This window comes from Pseudomonas farris (assembly GCF_019145235.1).
GTDB lineage: Bacteria > Pseudomonadota > Gammaproteobacteria > Pseudomonadales > Pseudomonadaceae > Aquipseudomonas > Aquipseudomonas farris.
Genome location: NZ_JAHSTV010000002.1, coordinates 507514 through 524751, shown reverse-complemented (window position 1 = coordinate 524751; position 17238 = coordinate 507514). Strand labels below are relative to the sequence as shown.

General features: G+C 57.5%; 13 protein-coding genes. 11 read left to right on the top strand and 2 right to left on the bottom strand.

Annotation, left to right across the window (positions count from 1 at the left end; translation table 11 throughout):
• Positions 1 to 17: 17 nt before the first annotated feature.
• Together KVG95_RS05605 and KVG95_RS05600 are read right to left on the bottom strand one after the other, a co-directional pair.
• Positions 18 to 833, bottom strand: coding sequence for a CheR family methyltransferase (locus KVG95_RS05605; RefSeq protein ID WP_217854839.1), 816 nt, complete (start codon positions 831 to 833; stop codon positions 18 to 20).
• A complete protein-coding gene (locus KVG95_RS05600) occupies positions 833 to 4324 on the bottom strand; it encodes a response regulator (protein ID WP_217854838.1) in 3492 nt (1163 codons plus the stop codon). The genes KVG95_RS05605 and KVG95_RS05600 overlap by 1 nt, the downstream gene beginning before the upstream one ends.
• A gap of 259 nt (positions 4325 to 4583) precedes the next feature.
• On the opposite strand from KVG95_RS05600, the gene KVG95_RS05595 reads away from it, so the two are divergent.
• From KVG95_RS05595 to xylB, 11 genes are all read left to right on the top strand, one after another.
• Positions 4584 to 4949, top strand: coding sequence for a response regulator (locus KVG95_RS05595; protein WP_217854837.1), 366 nt, complete (start codon positions 4584 to 4586; stop codon positions 4947 to 4949).
• 56 nt (positions 4950 to 5005) lie between these two features.
• Positions 5006 to 6298, top strand: a complete 1293-nt coding sequence (locus tag KVG95_RS05590; RefSeq protein ID WP_217854836.1) for a glycosyltransferase — start codon at positions 5006 to 5008, stop codon at positions 6296 to 6298.
• Positions 6299 to 6468: 170 nt separating this feature from the next.
• On the top strand, positions 6469 to 7335 hold the full coding sequence (locus KVG95_RS05585; protein WP_217854835.1) for a phosphatidylinositol-specific phospholipase C domain-containing protein: 867 nt from the start codon (positions 6469 to 6471) through the stop codon (positions 7333 to 7335).
• A 200-nt stretch (positions 7336 to 7535) separates the two neighbouring features.
• Complete coding sequence (locus tag KVG95_RS05580) at positions 7536 to 8417, top strand: phosphatidylinositol-specific phospholipase C domain-containing protein (RefSeq protein WP_217854834.1); 882 nt, start codon at positions 7536 to 7538, stop codon at positions 8415 to 8417.
• A gap of 79 nt (positions 8418 to 8496) precedes the next feature.
• Positions 8497 to 9402, top strand: a complete 906-nt coding sequence (locus KVG95_RS05575; RefSeq protein WP_052963349.1) for an AraC family transcriptional regulator — start codon at positions 8497 to 8499, stop codon at positions 9400 to 9402.
• 251 nt (positions 9403 to 9653) lie between these two features.
• Positions 9654 to 10964, top strand: coding sequence for an ABC transporter substrate-binding protein (locus tag KVG95_RS05570; RefSeq protein WP_217854833.1), 1311 nt, complete (start codon positions 9654 to 9656; stop codon positions 10962 to 10964).
• A 253-nt stretch (positions 10965 to 11217) separates the two neighbouring features.
• The gene (locus KVG95_RS05565; RefSeq protein ID WP_225922933.1) at positions 11218 to 12117 is read left to right on the top strand and encodes a carbohydrate ABC transporter permease; all 900 of its coding nucleotides are present in this window, start codon (positions 11218 to 11220) and stop codon (positions 12115 to 12117) included.
• Between the two features lie 10 nt (positions 12118 to 12127).
• Positions 12128 to 12958, top strand: a complete 831-nt coding sequence (locus KVG95_RS05560; protein WP_007905617.1) for a carbohydrate ABC transporter permease — start codon at positions 12128 to 12130, stop codon at positions 12956 to 12958.
• A 32-nt stretch (positions 12959 to 12990) separates the two neighbouring features.
• Positions 12991 to 14094 (top strand): ABC transporter ATP-binding protein, encoded by a 1104-nt coding sequence (locus KVG95_RS05555; RefSeq protein WP_217854832.1) that lies wholly within the window; start codon positions 12991 to 12993, stop codon positions 14092 to 14094.
• Positions 14095 to 14108: 14 nt separating this feature from the next.
• Positions 14109 to 15581: a mannitol dehydrogenase family protein gene (locus KVG95_RS05550; RefSeq protein ID WP_217854831.1), complete on the top strand. Its 1473-nt coding sequence runs from the start codon at positions 14109 to 14111 to the stop codon at positions 15579 to 15581.
• A 158-nt stretch (positions 15582 to 15739) separates the two neighbouring features.
• Positions 15740 to 17236 carry a xylulokinase gene (xylB, locus tag KVG95_RS05545; RefSeq protein WP_217854830.1) on the top strand — a complete coding sequence of 499 codons (1497 nt, stop codon included), beginning with the start codon at positions 15740 to 15742 and terminating at the stop codon, positions 17234 to 17236.
• The last annotated feature ends 2 nt before the right edge of the window (positions 17237 to 17238 follow it).

The following is a 17238-nucleotide window of genomic DNA, read 5'->3' as shown; positions in this document are numbered from 1 at the left end:
ATCCTGCACTGCCCTGTTCATGATTTGCGGTATATCCGTTCGGGTTTGACCAAGGCTTCAAACTGATTGCCATAAGCCGAGAAATCCAGGGTTTCCTTACTGCCCAGTGCAAGAAACCCCCGATGACACAGGGATTCGTGAAACAAGCCGAACGCGCGACCCTGTAGTTTTTTGTTGAAATAAATCAACACATTACGACACGAAATTAATTGAGTTTCCGAGAACACACTGTCAGTGGCCAAGCTGTGATCGGCGAAGGTCACGTTGTCGCACAGGCTCTTGTCGAAAATGGCGTAGCCATAGGCCGCCGTGTAGTAATCGGCGAACGAGCGCTGACCACCCGCCTGCTGATAGTTGTGAGTGTAGGCCCGAACATTCTCCAGGGAGAAAATCCCCTGCCTGGCTTTATCCAGTGAGCGCGGGTTGATATCGGTGGCATAGATGATGGTGCGATCCAGCAAGCCTTCTTCGCGCAGCAGAATCGCCATTGAATAGACCTCTTCGCCGGTGCTGCAACCGGCGATCCAGACCTTGATCGACGGATAAGTCTTGAGCAGTGGCACCACTTCCTGACGCAGCGCCAGGAAGTGCGAAGGGTCGCGAAACATTTCGCTGACCGGAATCGTCAGCAATTGCAGCAGTTGCATGAATGCGGTCGGGTCGTGCAGAACCTTCTCCTGCAGCGACGAGATGGTCTTGCACTCAAACTGACTCAAGGCATGATTGACCCGGCGTTTGATCGACGCGGCGGAATAATCGCGAAAATCGTAGCTGTACTTGAGGTAGATCGCCTCAATCAACAAGCGCAATTCGATTTCGGTGTTGCGCTCCACTAGATGCGTTCCATCTTCGGTAACCACACACGAATCAACGAGAAAAGACGATCCAGATCGATGGGCTTGGCCAGGTAGTCGTTGGCGCCGGCGTGTAAGCAGCGCTCCTGATCGTCCTTCATGGCCTTGGCCGTCACCGCAATGATCGGCAGCTTGCGCCAGCGCGGGTCCTTGCGGATTTCGAGGGTGGCTTCGAAACCATCCATTTCCGGCATCATGACGTCCATCAGCACCAAGTCGATGTCCTCGACTTCATTCAATTTCTCTATCGCTTCACGGCCGTTACGGCCAATGACCACGATTGCGCCCTTCTGCTCCAGCGCACTGGTGAGGGCAAAGATGTTGCGTACATCGTCGTCCACCAGCAGCACTTTACGTCCCTCGAAAACCTTGTCGCGACTGCGGGCGGTCTTGAGCATCGTTTGGCGTTCCTGGGACAACCGGGATTCGACCTTGTGCAGAAAGAGTGTCACTTCGTCCAGCAACCGCTCGGGCGAGCGCGCGCCCTTGATGATGATCGAGCGCGAATACTTGCGCAGCTCGGCCTCTTCGTCCCGGGTCAGGTTACGTCCGGTATAGACGATTACCGGCGGGAACGAGCAGATATCTTCGGTGGACATGCGTTTAAGCAAGTCGTTGCCGAGCATGTCCGGCAGCTTCAGGTCGATGATCATGCAGTCGAAAATCGTCGTGCGCAGCAGGTCGAGCGCATCCTGCGCCAAGCCGACAGCGGTGATTTCGATGTCCTCGTCGCCGATCAGTCGGGCGATGCTGTCGCGCTGCACATCGTCGTCTTCGACCAGCAATACCCGTTTGACCTTCTGCGTCAGTTTGGCTTCGAGGCGAGCAAACACATCCTTGAGTTCCTCACGCGTGGTCGGCTTGAGCGCATAACCGATGGCGCCCATGTGCATGGCGGCTTCGACGCGGTCTTCGACCGAAATCACGTGCACCGGGATGTGCCGGGTTTCGGCATGTTCTTTCAAACGCTGCAATACCGTCAGCCCGGAATGATCCGGCAAGCGCATGTCCAACAGAATCGCATCAGGGATGAACTGCCTGGCCAGGTCGTAGCCTTCGTCGGCGCCGTGGGCTACCAGGCACTGATAACCCAGTTCATGGGCCAGGTCGTAGAGGATGTGCGCAAAGTTCGGCTCATCCTCCACCACCAGAATGCAGCGAGTGGCGAATGGCGCCTTGTTGCGATCATCGTCGAAACGCGGAATGTCGACGTCGGCAATCAGCGGCACAGGCGCAGTAACCACGGCGCTTTTCGGCATGACCACCGGCGTGGCTTTCATCGTCTCGACAGGCGCGTCGCCCGGCTCGACGTAGTGCTGCGGCAACACCAGGGTGAACACACTGCCCTGCCCAGGCATGCTGGTCACACTGATGGAGCCGCCCAATAACGTGGCCAGATCACGAGAGATCGACAAGCCCAGGCCGGTGCCGCCGTAACGACGATTGGTGGTGCCATCGGCCTGACGGAAGGCTTCGAAAATGCTTTCCTGCTGATCCGGCGCAATACCGATACCGGAATCGCGGACGATAAAGGCGATGCCATTGTCTGGCTGAGCAGCGACGCTCAGGTTGACCGTGCCCTTTTCGGTGAACTTCACCGCGTTGGACAGCAGGTTCTTGATCACTTGCTCCAGCCGCTGGCGGTCGGTGAACAGCGTCAGCGGTGCATCGGCCTGCAATTGCACCTGAAAATCCAGTTTCTTGTCCGCAGCCATCGGCTGGAACATGCCGCGCAGGCCTTCCACCAGACGCGCAACATTGGTGTTCTCCGGACGCACCTCAAGCTTGCCGGCCTCGACCTTGGAAATATCGAGAATATCGTTGATCAGGTTAAGCAAGTCGTTGCCGGCGGAGTAAATCGAATCGGCGAATTTGACCTGCTCGGCGCTGAGGTTTTCCTGCGGGTTTTCCGCCAGCAATTTGGCCAGAATCAACGAACTGTTCAGCGGCGTGCGCAGCTCGTGGGACATGTTGGCGAGGAATTCGGATTTGTACTTGCTGGAGCGCTGCAACTCTTCGGCGCGCGCTTCGAGCTCAACTTGAGCCAGATTCAATTCAGTGTTCTTCAGGTCCATGGCATCGCGTTGCGCGGCCAGGATCTGCCCCTGCTCGGCGAGTTGTTCGTTGGTTTGCTCCAGCGCTACCTGCTGGGCTTCCAGGTGGCCCTGGGATTCCTTGAGAATCCGCGACTGCTCTTCCAGCTCTTCGTTGGCGGTCTTGAGTTCTTCTTGCTGAACTTGCAGCTCTTCGTTGAGTTGCTGGGCTTCGGCCAGCACTTCCTGCAAGCGCTGGCGATAGCGGGCGGCCTCGATCGAGGTACCGATGTTGCCGGCAATCAATTCGAGCAGTTCAACATCGCGATCGGTCAGCGTGCGCAGGAACCCCAGTTCGATCACACCGTTGACCCGATCGTCGTCGCTGGTCGGCACCACCAGCACGCTGTGTGGTAAACCTTCGCCCAGGCCGGAGCTGACTTTGAAGTAGTCGCCCGGTACGTCATCAAGACGAATCAAGCGCGCCTGTTGCGCCACCTGGCCGACAATCCCTTCGCCACTGTAGATCTGCTGCTCAAGCGCTTCCTGCTCCCGGGAGAAACCGTAAGACGCGATGCGCTTCAGGCCACCATGATCCTCACGGACATAGATCGCCGCGACAGCCGTACCTAAATATTGGGCGCAGAACTGCAGAATGTTGCGCCCCAACAGATTGAGGGATAACTGCCCCAGGACTTGCTCGGCCAATTCGGTCTGACCGTTGCGTAACCAGGCTTGCTGTTCCAGGCGCCGGGCACTGGCCTGTTGCCCCGCGAGGTTGGCGCTATAGCTTTGGGACAGTTTGAGCAAGTCCCGACGGCCAATGTAGGCCAGCAACCCGCTGATACCGGCCACGAACAGCAGATAAAGGGCGATGCTCCAAATCGTGGTTTGGCGCACTTCCTCGTTGCGAGTAGCGCGCAACTGTTGTTCCAGATCGATCACATCTTCGAATTGCTTGCGGATCTCATCGGTCAGACGCTTGCCGCGTCCGGCCTTGACCGCGCCACGGTAGTCACCGCTGGCGCGCTGCAAATCGATCATCGATTGCGCGTAATTAGCCCATTCCGTCTGCAAGGCCTGGAGCCGGCGCAGACGATCAGTCTGGACCGGATTGTCGGTGGTCAATTCGAGCAAGGTATTGAGAGCGACGGCGATTCTCGGCTTGGCCGTCTCGTAAGGGTCAAGGAAATGTTCGTCGCCGCTGAGCAGGAACCCGCGCATGCCGGTTTCCAGATCGACGGTCAGCTTTATCGCCTCATTGGCATTATTGATCACCCGGTCGGTGTGCTGGACCCACTGGATCACCGACAGCAGGTAGCTGATCAGCGAAACGAAGAAAACCGCGCTGATAATGCCGACACCCAACGGCAGACTGACGTTGCGACTCAGGAGTTTACGGAATCGTTGCTCATCAACCGAGGACGCAGAGGTCATGGGGAAGCCTTGTCGTACTGTTGAAAAGCATCGAGTCTGCCCCAAAACGGCCGAGCTCATCCATTTTTCTGACATGTTTTGCGGCAAAAACCTGCATTTAGCTGCTCTGGGACAAAGGAGCGGTTATTCTCTGCGGCTCTTGTGCGGCTATTGTTTTTGTAGCGCGTCGGGAACTTGTCATGATTCGTCACTTACTCATGCAAGAGCCCGGCGATTTCGATCGACCGGCAACCGCGAATTCAACCTTTGAGAGCCCACTATGCCCACCAACGCCTCCACCATCCTTGTCGTCGAAGACGATGCCATCGTGCGCACGCTGATCGTTGATGTACTGGAGGAATTGGAATTCCGGGTACTTGCGGCGGATGGCTGCGAAATGGCGCTGGAGTTCATCAATGATGAAGACCAGGACATCGATTTGCTGATGACGGATGTGGGTCTGCCCGTCATGGACGGTCGGGAATTGGCGAAACAGGCACACATGCTGCGTCCCGAATTGCCCATTCTGTTCGCCAGCGGTTATGCCGAAAGCATCGAGGTACCTGACGGCATGCATATCATTGGCAAGCCGTTTTCCATTGATCAGTTGCGGGACAAGGTCAAAGGCATACTCGTCCAGGCCTGACTTTTCTCGCGCCCCGATTCTCTCCGTTCTCTACCCGCTTCAAGGAATACCCGTCAATGAGTCAGCCCCGCGCAACCAAAGTCCTGGTGATTGGTTACGTCTGGCCCGAGCCCCGCTCTTCTGCGGCCAGTGGGCATGTGATGCAAATTCTCGATACGTTCTTGCAGCAAGGCTGGGACATTACCTTCAGCAGCCCGGCCGGCACCGGTGAGCACCGTGCGGACCTGACTGCGTTGGGCATTCGCGAAGTGCCGATCGAGTTGAATAACAGCAGTTTCGACACCTTTGTCAGTAAACTGGCACCGGATATCGTGCTATTCGACCAGTTCATGATGGAGGAACAGTTCGGCTGGCGAGTAGAGAAACACTGCCCCGACGCCTTGCGCGTGCTGGAGACCTCCGATCTGCAATGCCTGCGACATGCTCGGCATCAGCGCCTCAAGGAGCGCTTGAAGGCCAGTGACGACGCCAACGATTTCAGCGAGTTATTCGCCCCGACATTGCGTGAAGAGTTCGAACTCATGGCCGACACCGATCTGGCAAAACGGGAGATCGCCGCGCTGTATCGCTGCGACTTGAACCTGATGATCTCCGAAGTGGAGATTGAATTGTTGGTCGAGCAGTTCGGGTTGCCGCAACAACTGCTGCACTGCTGCCCATTGATGGTCGAACCGCTGACCACCACGTCGCCGGCGTTTGAGGAGCGTGCGCATTTCCTCAGTATCGGTAACTTCCGCCACGCGCCGAATTGGGACGCCGTACTCTGGATGAAAACCACGATCTGGCCGCTGATCCGTGCGCAGTTGCCAGAGGCGCAATTGCATATCTATGGCGCCTATACGCCACCCAAAGCCACCGCCCTGCACAATGCAGCCCAAGGGTTTCATGTGATGAATTGGGCAGAAGATGCATTGCAAGTCATGTCTGCGGCCCGGGTGTGTCTGGCGCCGTTACGTTTCGGTGCGGGCATTAAAGGCAAGATCGTCGATGCCATGCTGTGCGGTACACCCAATGTCACCACGCCGATTGGCGCAGAAGCGATGCACCGCGAACAGCCGTGGCCGGGCGCCGTGACCCGAACTGCGCGTGAGTTCGCCGATTGTGCGGTTCGTCTTTATAAAGACAAAGACCTCTGGATGAGTGCCCAATCCAATGGGCAGACGCTGTTGGCCGAGCGCTATCAGTCAGCGATACATGGCCCGGCACTGATCGAGAAACTGTTGTATTGCCAGCAACACCTGGCACAACTTAGAAGGGATAACTTCACCGGCAGCATGTTGCGCCATCACCATCACAAAAGCACTCAGTACATGGCGCAGTGGATTGAGGCAAAGAATCGAACTCAATAACTAAGTTTTCAATTCATTCCAACTATCTGATATAGAAACCACATACCTTGCATCAATCCAGCGATTGGCCATTGATACTTTCATCGCTATAAACATGGGGAAGTCGCACCCCAAACACATCACTCACCAAAGGTGCGACCTTTCCTATTAAATGATGCAAGGATGCATTAATGAACAACGATACTTTAGACAATTACGCACTCAACAACTGGATGACCGCGACACCGGCCATCGACACTTTATCGCTCTGCGAGTTGACTCTACCAGGCACTCACAACGCGGGCTGCGACTGGGAAGCATCCTATTCCTTGCCCAAGCACTGGGTGGCGTGTCAGCACAAACCATTTCATGCACAACTGAACAGCGGTGCACGCGTACTTGATGTCCGGTTGGAGTACGACGCTAGTGCACAGGGGCTCGGAAAATTTCGCTTCCAGCACGGTGGCATCCTCTCTTCCCGCACCTTGGGGGAACTCATTACTGACGTGAATCAATTCCTAAAGGACAACCCCGATGAGTTCATTACCCTTGACTTCCACGAACTGAATGAAAATAAAGAGGCGTTTGATTTTACCTACTTCAACTCCATGATGATCCACTTCCTTGGCCATCGCATCATTCCCACCAGAAACTTGCACCTGAGCCTCAGCCAACTCAAACAAATCAGCACTGAGCAAAGAATTTTGGTCGCAGCCCCATGGCACGGCGCACTTGATCGAAATGCATTTTGCGAGAAGATCGACCACAAATGGAGTGGCAACAATATTACCAGTGCCGCGGAGCTGGAAAAACACATCATCGAAGTGCTGAACAACCCTCCCGGCAAATGGGCACCGTGGTCTCTTTCCGCAACCAGCTACAGCATTCTCGGCGGCCCCGTAGACATTCACACTCAACTTGATTTGTGGTTTGATCCGGAAAAATCCGATTGGGCGGAAAAGTGCAACATTATCAACGTCGATTTTTTTGAAGAAACGAAGATAGTTTCTTATTGCCGAACCGTAAATCTTAAGAAGGCGAACAGCCGGATCAAATAACCCCCCACTCTAGCGCGCCATCATTTAGCTATATTTGTTGAGATATTTCTATCGCTGGCAATACTGCCAAGCACTCCTATGCTGGTTTCTGAACTTGTCTTTATGACAGCCTGACAATCCGGACGCGGCCCTTCGCCGCCTCCGGCTCACGAACCAATTCGCCCCACGGATGGGGCGAAGTTAACGCACAAGGAATAATCATGACTCACAGTGCAACGGGAACGCTTGATAAACAGAAGTGGATGAGCAACGTACTGGATATCGATCAGTTGAAGCTGACCGACATTGTCTGGCCCGGCGCTCATAACGCCGGCATGGACAAAAAAGCGCCAAACTATGAAGTGGTGGTCGGCAACTGGACAACCTGCCAGAACGATTCATTTGCCTGGCAACTGGCCAATGGCGCGCGGGCTTTCGATCTGCGGCTTGGTTACACATTCGGCCCCGTAGAGCCGGTGTTTTACTTTCATCACAATGGGTTTCAGTCCCATCGGATCCTCGATGAACTGATCGATGCGGTATCGACCTTCCTGGATCGAAATCCGGATGAATTCATCGTGCTGGACTTTCATCAACTTGGAATCGCGGGCAAACCCTTCGACTATCGGAAATTCAACGACGTACTGGTGCGTCGCCTTGGGCTGCGAATCATCCCGCATAGCGACGCATTGAAAACCGTGGGCGAACTCAAGCGCACCAGTTCATTGCGCCGCATCGTCATGGCGGCCCAAGGTGCGTCGGGGCTGGACAGCAAGTACTTCTGGCCGCGCATAACGCACAAGTGGCGCGACCAGGCCTTCACTGATACCACAGAGCTGCATAGCCATATCGCTACGACCCTTGAAGATGCGCCCTACGAAACGTTTCTCTGGTCGCTGTCGGCGACCACCTATTCACTATTGGGCGGCCCTCAGCACATAAAAAGCCAAATCAATGACTGGTTCAGCACAACGCGCGACTGGGTAACCCGTTGCAGCATCATTAACATTGACTTTTTCGACGAGTGCGAGATTGTTCGCTACTGCTGGATCGCCTCCAGCATGAAAGCCGTTTATGGCCGCTCGTTGCATGAACGGTCCTGAACGGTCAACGTCGCGGGCTGGCACAGTGAGCCTGGAAAGAGGCATGATCAACGGGCGATAACAATAAAAGTGCCCTGACATGAGCCGACCAGCCAGAGTTACCGATCCTTCCTACGAATTGATGGACGACCATAACGGGTTGTCCATCATCTATCGTCAGCACGGCTTCCCGTGCCCTTTGGTGCGCTGGCATTTCCACAAGGAATACGAACTGCACCTGATCGTCGCCAGCTCCGGCAAGGTGTTCATCGGTGACTACATCGGTAACTTCTACCCGGAAACGCTGTTCCTGACCGGCCCCAACCTGCCGCACAACTGGATCAGCCAGGTGGCTGAAGACGAAGTGGTGCCCAAGCGCGACATGCTGGTCAATTTCACTGACGAGCTGTTTGAAAGCGGCCATCAGGTGTTCGCCGAACTCAAGACGCTTGCACCCTTGCTGGAGCGCGCGCAGTACGGCATCGAGTTTCGCTGCAAGCGCACGATCCGTCAGGCCATGACCTTGATGCAGCGCATCGCTGATACCAAGGGCATGACCCGGCTCGGGCATTTTTTCATTCTGCTGGAGTTGCTGGCGGCGTCCGATGACTATCAGTTGCTGTCCGGTGCCACGACGCCGCAATTGGCCGATGAACACAATATCGACCGCACTAACCGCGCGGTGGACTACATCTTTGCCCATTACGCCCGGGAACTGCCGCTGGAAGAAGTCGCCGAGCATCTGGGTCTGAAGCCGACCTACTTCAGCCGAGTGTTCAAACAGGCCACCGGGCGCTGCTTCATCGAATTCGTCAATCGTCTGCGCATCAGCAAATCCTGCGAGCTGCTGGCCGATGGCGACAAAACGGTGACCGATGTGTGTTTCGAGTCAGGCTTCAATAATATTTCCAACTTCAACCGACGTTTCCAACAGCTCAAGGGCATGACGCCGTCGCACTACCGGCGGTTGGCAGTGCAGCGTTTGACTGAGCAAAACCACGGTTAAAAGCTGCGATCTTTTGATTTTCAGCCCTATAAACCTGTACGGATTCAATCGATTCTAATCGCTAAAACACCGTTCTCCAAGCTTCTTGAACTGAACCCCAGTGCAAAAAAGTATCGGTGACAGTGCGATGGATGATTTGTCAGCCCATCGTTTGAAGGCTGTAATCAGTGCACATTCTTCCTGCCCTTCGGAAGACACAAAAACAATAACTGTCCTTCTGTAACCCGCCGGGTGCAGAAAAGGAGTGCACGATGCAACCTTCTGTAAAAGCTCTGCTTGCTCTCACCTGCATGACCCTCAGTAGCGTCAGCCTCGGCGCCCAGACCCTGACCATTGCCACCGTCAACAACAGCGACATGATCCGCATGCAAAAACTCTCGAAAACCTTCGAGGCCGAACATCCGGACATCAAGCTCAATTGGGTGGTGCTCGAAGAAAACGTCCTGCGTCAACGCCTGACCACCGACATCGCCACCCAGGGCGGACAGTTCGACGTGTTGACCATCGGCATGTACGAAGCCGCACTCTGGGGTGCCAAGGGTTGGCTGGAACCGATGAAGGACTTGCCGGCCACCTACGCCCTCGACGACGTGTTCCCTTCGGTCCGTGAAGGCCTTTCGGTCAAGGGCTCGCTCTATGCCCTGCCGTTCTACGCGGAAAGCTCCATCACCTATTACCGCACCGACCTGTTCAAGGACGCCGGGCTGACCATGCCCGAACGCCCTACTTGGACTCAGATCAGCGAATTTGCCAGCAAACTCACCAATAAAGACAAAGAACAGTACGGCATCTGCCTGCGCGGCAAGGCTGGCTGGGGCGAGAACATGGCGCTGATCACCACCGTCGCCAATGCTTATGGCGCACGCTGGTTCGATGAAAAATGGCAGCCAGAATTCACCGGGCCGGAGTGGAAGAACGCGCTGAACTTCTACGTCGACACTATGAAAAAGTCCGGCCCGCCGGGCGCGTCGAGCAACGGCTTCAACGAAAACCTGGCGCTGTTCAACAGCGGCAAGTGTGCGATCTGGGTCGATGCCAGCGTCGCCGGTTCGTTCGTCACCGACAAGACCCAAAGCAAGGTCAGCGATCACGTCGGCTTCACCTACGCACCGCATGAAACCACCGACAAAGGTTCGGCCTGGTTGTATTCCTGGGCGCTGGCCATTCCGACCAGTTCCAAGGCCAAGGACGCGGCGAAAACATTCAGCACCTGGGCCACTTCCAAGGAATACGGTGCGCTGGTCGCGGAAAAAGACGGCATCGCCAACGTGCCGCCAGGCACTCGTGCCTCGACCTACACCGAGGCCTACATGAATGCCGCGCCGTTCGCCAAGGTGACGCTGGAATCGCTGAAGGCCGCGGACCCGAGTAAACCGTCCCTCAAGCCTGTGCCCTATGTCGGCATCCAATTGGTGACCATTCCTGAGTTCCAGGCCGTGGGCACCCAGGTCGGCAAGCTGTTCTCGGCAGCGCTGATCGGCCAGACCACGGTCGACCAGGCCCTGACCGCCGCCCAGTCAACCACCGAACGTGAGATGAAGCGCGCCGGTTATCCCAAATAGTAACGGTGCGGTGGGTGCAACTGTTCTGATTGTCTGGACACCGAGTTGCCTCCATCGCGGGCAAGCCACGCTCCCACAGGTGTAACGCAATCCATGTGGGAGCGGGCTTGCTCGCGAAGAGGCCGGTACATCCGATGCATCTTCAGAGACTGGAACACCGCTTTCGCGAGCAAGCCCGCTCCCACATTAGATCTTCATTTGTCTGTTCCCAATCGGTTCTATCGCCATGAATATTTCAACTGTCAAAGCTCACATGGACATCCCCCAACCGGTGCGTAAAAGCCGGTTGAGCAACCCCGGCTGGTTTCTGGTCAGCCCCTCGGTAGCGTTGTTGCTGCTATGGATGATCGTGCCGCTGGGCATGACCGTTTACTTTTCATTGATTCGCTACAACCTGCTCTACCCCGGTGAAAACCAGTTCGTGGGGCTGGAGAACTTCAGCTACTTTCTGAGCGACTCGGGCTTTCTGCCTGGCGCCACCAACACCCTGTTGCTGGTGGGCAGCGTGTTGCTGATCAGCGTGGTGTTCGGCGTGTTGATCAGTGCGTTGCTGGAGGCCAGTGAGTTTCTCGGTCGCGGCATCGTGCGGGTGATGTTGATCTCGCCGTTCTTCATCATGCCCACCGTCGGTGCGCTGATCTGGAAAAACCTGATCTTTCACCCGGTCTCGGGGATTCTCGCCTACATCTGGAAGCTGTTCGGCGCGCAGCCGGTGGACTGGCTGGCGCACTACCCGCTGCTGTCGATCATCATCATTGTCTCGTGGCAGTGGCTGCCCTTCGCGATCCTGATCCTGATGACCGCCATGCAGTCCCTCGATCAGGAACAGAAAGAAGCCGCGCGCCTGGACGGTGCCGGTCCGGTCGCGATCTTCTGGCACTTGACCCTGCCGCACCTGGCCCGGCCAATCGCGGTGGTGGTGATGATTGAAACCATCTTCCTGCTGTCGGTGTTCGCCGAAATCTTCACCACCACCAACGGTGGCCCCGGCTACGCCTCGACCAACCTCGCCTACCTGATCTACAACCAGGCGCTGGTGCAGTTCGACGTCGGCATGGCGTCCGCCGGTGGTTTGATCGCGGTGTTGATTGCCAACGTCGCGGCCATCGTGCTGGTGCGAATGATCGGCAAAAACCTGACAGACAAAGCCTGAGGCCTGCGCCATGACTCTTCAACAATCCCGCCGCCTGCAAAGCCTGCTGCTCGGCACTCTGGCCTGGGCCATCGCGATCCTGATCTTCTTCCCGATCTTCTGGATGGTGTTGACCAGTTTTAAAACCGAAATCGATGCGTTCGCCACGCCGCCGCAGTTCATCTTCACACCGACGCTGGAGAACTACCTGCACATCAACGAGCGCAGCGACTACTTCAGCTTCGCCTGGAACTCGGTGGTGATTTCCTTCAGTGCCACTGCGTTGTGCCTGCTGATCGCCGTGCCGGCGGCCTACTCGATGGCGTTCTATGAAACCCAGCGCACCAAAGGCACGCTGCTGTGGATGCTCTCGACCAAGATGCTGCCGCCGGTGGGCGTGCTGATGCCGATCTACCTGCTGGCCAAGAGTTTCGGCCTGCTGGACACGCGAATCGCGCTGATCGTGATTTACACGCTGATCAACCTGCCGATCGTGGTCTGGATGATTTACACCTACTTCAAAGACATCCCCAAAGACATCCTCGAAGCCGCACGCCTGGACGGCGCAACGCTGTGGCAGGAAATGGTCCGGGTGCTACTGCCGATCGCCAAGGGCGGCCTGGCTTCCACGGTTTTGCTGTCGCTGATCCTGTGCTGGAACGAGGCGTTCTGGTCGCTGAACCTGACCTCGTCGCAGGCCGCGCCACTGACCGCGTTGATCGCCTCGTACTCGAGTCCTGAAGGTCTGTTCTGGGCCAAGTTGTCGGCAGTGTCGACCCTGGCCTGTGCGCCGATCCTGATCTTCGGCTGGATCAGCCAGAAACAATTGGTCCGCGGCCTGTCGTTCGGTGCCGTGAAATAGCCCTCAAAGAATAAGCACAAAGGAGCGCCATCATGGCCAACCTGAAAATCAAAAATCTGCAAAAAGGCTTCGAAGGTTTTTCCATCATCAAAGGCATCGACCTCGAAGTGAATGACAAGGAATTCGTGGTGTTCGTCGGCCCGTCGGGCTGCGGTAAATCCACCCTGCTGCGGTTGATCGCGGGTCTTGAAGAGGTCAGCGGCGGCACCATCGAACTGGATGGCCGCGACATCACCGAAGTCAGCCCGGCCAAGCGCGACCTGGCGATGGTGTTCCAGACCTACGCCCTGTACCCGCACATGAGCGTGCGCAAAAACATGTCGTTCGCTCTGGACCTGGCCGGTGTGGCGAAAGCCGAAGTCGAGAAAAAAGTCGGCGAAGCGGCGCGCATCCTTGAACTCGGGCCGATGCTGGAGCGCAAGCCGAAGCAACTGTCCGGTGGTCAGCGTCAACGCGTGGCGATCGGCCGGGCGATCGTGCGCAACCCGAAAATATTCCTGTTCGACGAACCACTGTCCAACCTCGACGCCGCCCTGCGGGTGCAGATGCGCCTGGAACTGTTGCGCCTGCACAAGGAACTGCAAGCCACGATGATCTACGTGACCCACGACCAGGTCGAAGCCATGACCATGGCCGACAAAGTCGTCGTCCTCAATGGCGGCAAGATCGAGCAAGTCGGTTCGCCACTGGACCTGTATCACCAGCCGGCCAACCTGTTTGTCGCAGGCTTCCTCGGCACGCCGAAAATGGGCTTCCTCAAGGGCAAAGTCACCCGCGTTAACGGCCAAAGCTGCGAAGTGCTGCTGGACGCCGGCACCCGCATCACCCTGCCGCTGAGCGGGGCGAACCTGAGTGTCGGCGGTGCGGTGACCTTGGGCATTCGTCCGGAACATCTTGAACTGGCGCAACCCGGCGACTGCACCCTGCAAGTCACTGCCGATGTCAGCGAACGTCTGGGCAGCGACACTTTCTGCCATGTCCTGACGTCTTCCGGCGAGGCGCTGACCATGCGCGTTCGCGGCGATCTGGCCAGCCGTTATGGCGAATCCCTGAGCCTGCACCTGGATGCTGAACACTGCCATTTATTCGATGCCGACGGCGTGGCGCTGACCCGCCCACTGCGCGCCGCAGCCTGATTCGAGAGCATGCGATGAAACTGAATAAACAGAACCTCAACCGCCTCGCCCCCGAGGTGGCCCTGCCCGCCTACAGCCTGAGCGATACACGCCAAGGCATCGCGCACATTGGCGTCGGCGGTTTCCACCGCGCGCATCAGGCGTACTACACCGATGCCTTGATGAATACCGGCGAAGCGCTGGACTGGGCGATTTGCGGGGTCGGCCTGCGCGCCGAGGACCGCCGCGCCCGGGACGACCTCAAAGAGCAGGATTATCTGTTTACCCTGTTCGAACTCGGCGATGCCGATGACGCCGAAGTGCGGGTCATCGGGGCCATCCGCGACATGCTGCTGGCCGAAGACAGTGCCGAGGCGCTGATCGACAAACTCGCCGATCCAGACATCCGCATCGTCTCGCTGACCATCACCGAAGGCGGCTATTGCATCGACGACAGCAACGGCGAGTTCATGGCGCACCTGCCGCAGATCCAGCATGATCTGGCTCACCCGAACGCGCCGAAAACCGTGTTCGGTTTCCTCTGCGCCGCACTGGCCAAACGGCGCGCAGCCGGTACGCCCGCGTTCACGCTGATGTCTTGCGATAACTTGCCGCACAACGGCGCCGTGACCCGTAAAGCCCTGCTGGCATTCGCCGCCCTGCGCGACGCCGATCTGCGCGACTGGATCGAGCGCCATGTCAGCTTCCCCAACGCCATGGTCGACCGCATCACGCCGATGACCAGCACCGAGCATCGCCTGCAACTGGCCGACAAACATGCGGTCGATGACGCTTGGCCGGTGGTCTGCGAACCGTTTGTGCAGTGGGTGCTGGAAGACAAATTCGTCAACGGCCGCCCGGCCTGGGAAAAGGTCGGCGTGCAGTTCACCGACGACGTCACGCCTTACGAAGAGATGAAGATCAAACTGCTCAACGGCAGCCATCTGGCTCTGACCTATCTGGGCTTTTTGAAAGGTTATCGCTTCGTTCACGAAACCATGAACGACCCGCTGTTCGTGCGCTACATGCGCGCCTACATGGACCTGGACGTGACGCCGCAACTGGCGCCGGTGCCGGGGATCGACCTGACCGAGTACAAAAACACCCTGGTGGCGCGCTTCTCCAACCAAGCGATTGCCGATCAGTTGGAGCGAGTGTGTTCGGATGGCTCGTCGAAGTTTCCGAAGTTCACCGTGCCGACCATCAACCGCTTGATTGCCGATGGGCAGGAGACCAAGCGTGCGGCGCTGGTGGTGGCGGCGTGGGCGCTGTACCTCAAAGGCGTGGATGAGAATGGCCAGACCTACGCAATTCCGGATCCACGGGCGGCGTTCTGTCAGGCGCTGGTGGCCGATGATGTGTTGATCACTCAACGAATGTTGGAGGTTGAGGAGATTTTCGGGACGGCGATCCCGCGTTCAGCCGAGTTTGTGGCGGCGTTTGAGTGGTGCTGTAACAGCTTGCGGGATGTTGGGGTGACGCGGACGCTGGAGCGGGTTCTGGCGTAAGAATGGTGGCTAACCTGCTGCCGTCTTCGCGAGCAAGCCCGCTCCCACAGTAGATCTTCAGCGAACACAGATTTTGTGTTCGACAACAATCCAATGTGGGAGCGGGCTTGCTCGCGAATGGGTTCACCGAGATCGACCTGACACACCAAGGATCTTCCATGGCAAACCAACAACTTTTCCTCGGCATCGACTGCGGCACCCAAGGCACCAAAGCCGTTGTCCTCGACGCGCACAGCGGTCAGGTCCTCGGTCAGGGCGCCGCCGCCCACAGCCTCATCAGCGGCGCCAACGGTCGTCGCGAGCAAGACACCGCCCAATGGCTGGAAGCCTTTACCCTGGCCACCCGCCGCGCACTGCTCGCTGCGGAGGTAGACGGTCAGGCGATCCTCGGCATCGGTGTTTCCGGCCAGCAGCATGGCCTGGTAATGCTCGACGATCACGGCCAGGTGCTGCGACCGGCCAAGCTTTGGTGCGACACCGAGTCCACGCCGGAGAACGACCGTTTGCTCGCCCATCTGGGCGGCGAAAAAGGCTCACTGGAACGCCTCGGCATCGTCATCGCGCCGGGTTACACCGTGTCCAAACTGCTCTGGACCAAAGAACAACACCCGGAGGTATTCGCCCGAATCGCCCGCATTCTGCTGCCCCATGACTATCTCAACTACTGGCTCACCGGCCGTAGTTGCAGCGAGTATGGTGATGCCTCGGGCACCGGTTATTTCAACGTGCGCACCCGCCAGTGGGACTTGCAACTGCTGCGCGACATCGACCCCACCGGACGCCTGCAAGCCGCACTTCCGGAGCTGATCGATGCCCACCAACCGGTTGGCACAATCCTGCCGAGTATCGCCGAGCACCTCGGCATCAACCCCAAGGCGCTGGTCTCCAGCGGTGGCGGCGACAACATGATGGGCGCCATCGGCACCGGCAATATAAAGCCCGGCGCGATCACCATGAGCCTCGGCTCCTCGGGAACGGTTTACGCCTATGCCGAACAAGCGAACGTCAGCCCGGATGCCTCGGTCGCGACGTTCTGCTCCTCCAGCGGCGGCTGGCTGCCATTGATCTGCACGATGAACCTGACCAACGCAACCGGCGCGATTCGCGAGTTGTTCGAATTGGATATCGAAGCGTTCAACGCCTTGGTCGCGCAAGCGCCGATCGGTGCCGACGGTGTGTGCATGCTGCCGTTCCTCAATGGCGAACGCGTCCCCGCCCTGCCCCATGCCAGCGGCAGCCTGCTGGGGCTGACCATGACCAACCTGACCCGGGCCAACCTGTGCCGCGCCGTGGTGGAAGGCACCACCTTCGGTTTACGTTACGGGCTAGACTTGTTGCGCCAGAATGGCTTACAAAGCCGCAGCATCTGCCTGATCGGCGGCGGCTCAAAGAGCCCGGTGTGGCGACAGATCGTCGCTGACATCATGAATACGCCAGTGATTTGTACCGAACAAAGCGAGGCAGCGGCCCTCGGCGCAGCGATTCAGGCGGCGTGGTGCAAATCCTGGGCAAACGGTCACGAAGACAGCCTGGCGGATTTGTGCGAGCGCTGCGTGAAGCTCGATCTGGCCAGTGAAACATTGCCGATTGCAGAAAATGTGGTGGCCTGTCAGCAGGCCTACGAACGCTATCAACAGCATGTCGCAACCCTTTAAAG

Coding starts and splice junctions, on each gene's coding strand:
- KVG95_RS05600 (WP_217854838.1), bottom strand. CDS start 4,324: ATGACCTCTGCGTCCTCGGTTGATGAGCAACGATTCCGTAAACTCCTG.
- KVG95_RS05595 (WP_217854837.1), top strand. CDS start 4,584: ATGCCCACCAACGCCTCCACCATCCTTGTCGTCGAAGACGATGCCATC.
- KVG95_RS05590 (WP_217854836.1), top strand. CDS start 5,006: ATGAGTCAGCCCCGCGCAACCAAAGTCCTGGTGATTGGTTACGTCTGG.
- KVG95_RS05585 (WP_217854835.1), top strand. CDS start 6,469: ATGAACAACGATACTTTAGACAATTACGCACTCAACAACTGGATGACC.
- KVG95_RS05580 (WP_217854834.1), top strand. CDS start 7,536: ATGACTCACAGTGCAACGGGAACGCTTGATAAACAGAAGTGGATGAGC.
- KVG95_RS05575 (WP_052963349.1), top strand. CDS start 8,497: ATGAGCCGACCAGCCAGAGTTACCGATCCTTCCTACGAATTGATGGAC.
- KVG95_RS05570 (WP_217854833.1), top strand. CDS start 9,654: ATGCAACCTTCTGTAAAAGCTCTGCTTGCTCTCACCTGCATGACCCTC.
- KVG95_RS05565 (WP_225922933.1), top strand. CDS start 11,218: ATGGACATCCCCCAACCGGTGCGTAAAAGCCGGTTGAGCAACCCCGGC.
- KVG95_RS05560 (WP_007905617.1), top strand. CDS start 12,128: ATGACTCTTCAACAATCCCGCCGCCTGCAAAGCCTGCTGCTCGGCACT.
- KVG95_RS05555 (WP_217854832.1), top strand. CDS start 12,991: ATGGCCAACCTGAAAATCAAAAATCTGCAAAAAGGCTTCGAAGGTTTT.
- KVG95_RS05550 (WP_217854831.1), top strand. CDS start 14,109: ATGAAACTGAATAAACAGAACCTCAACCGCCTCGCCCCCGAGGTGGCC.
- xylB (WP_217854830.1), top strand. CDS start 15,740: ATGGCAAACCAACAACTTTTCCTCGGCATCGACTGCGGCACCCAAGGC.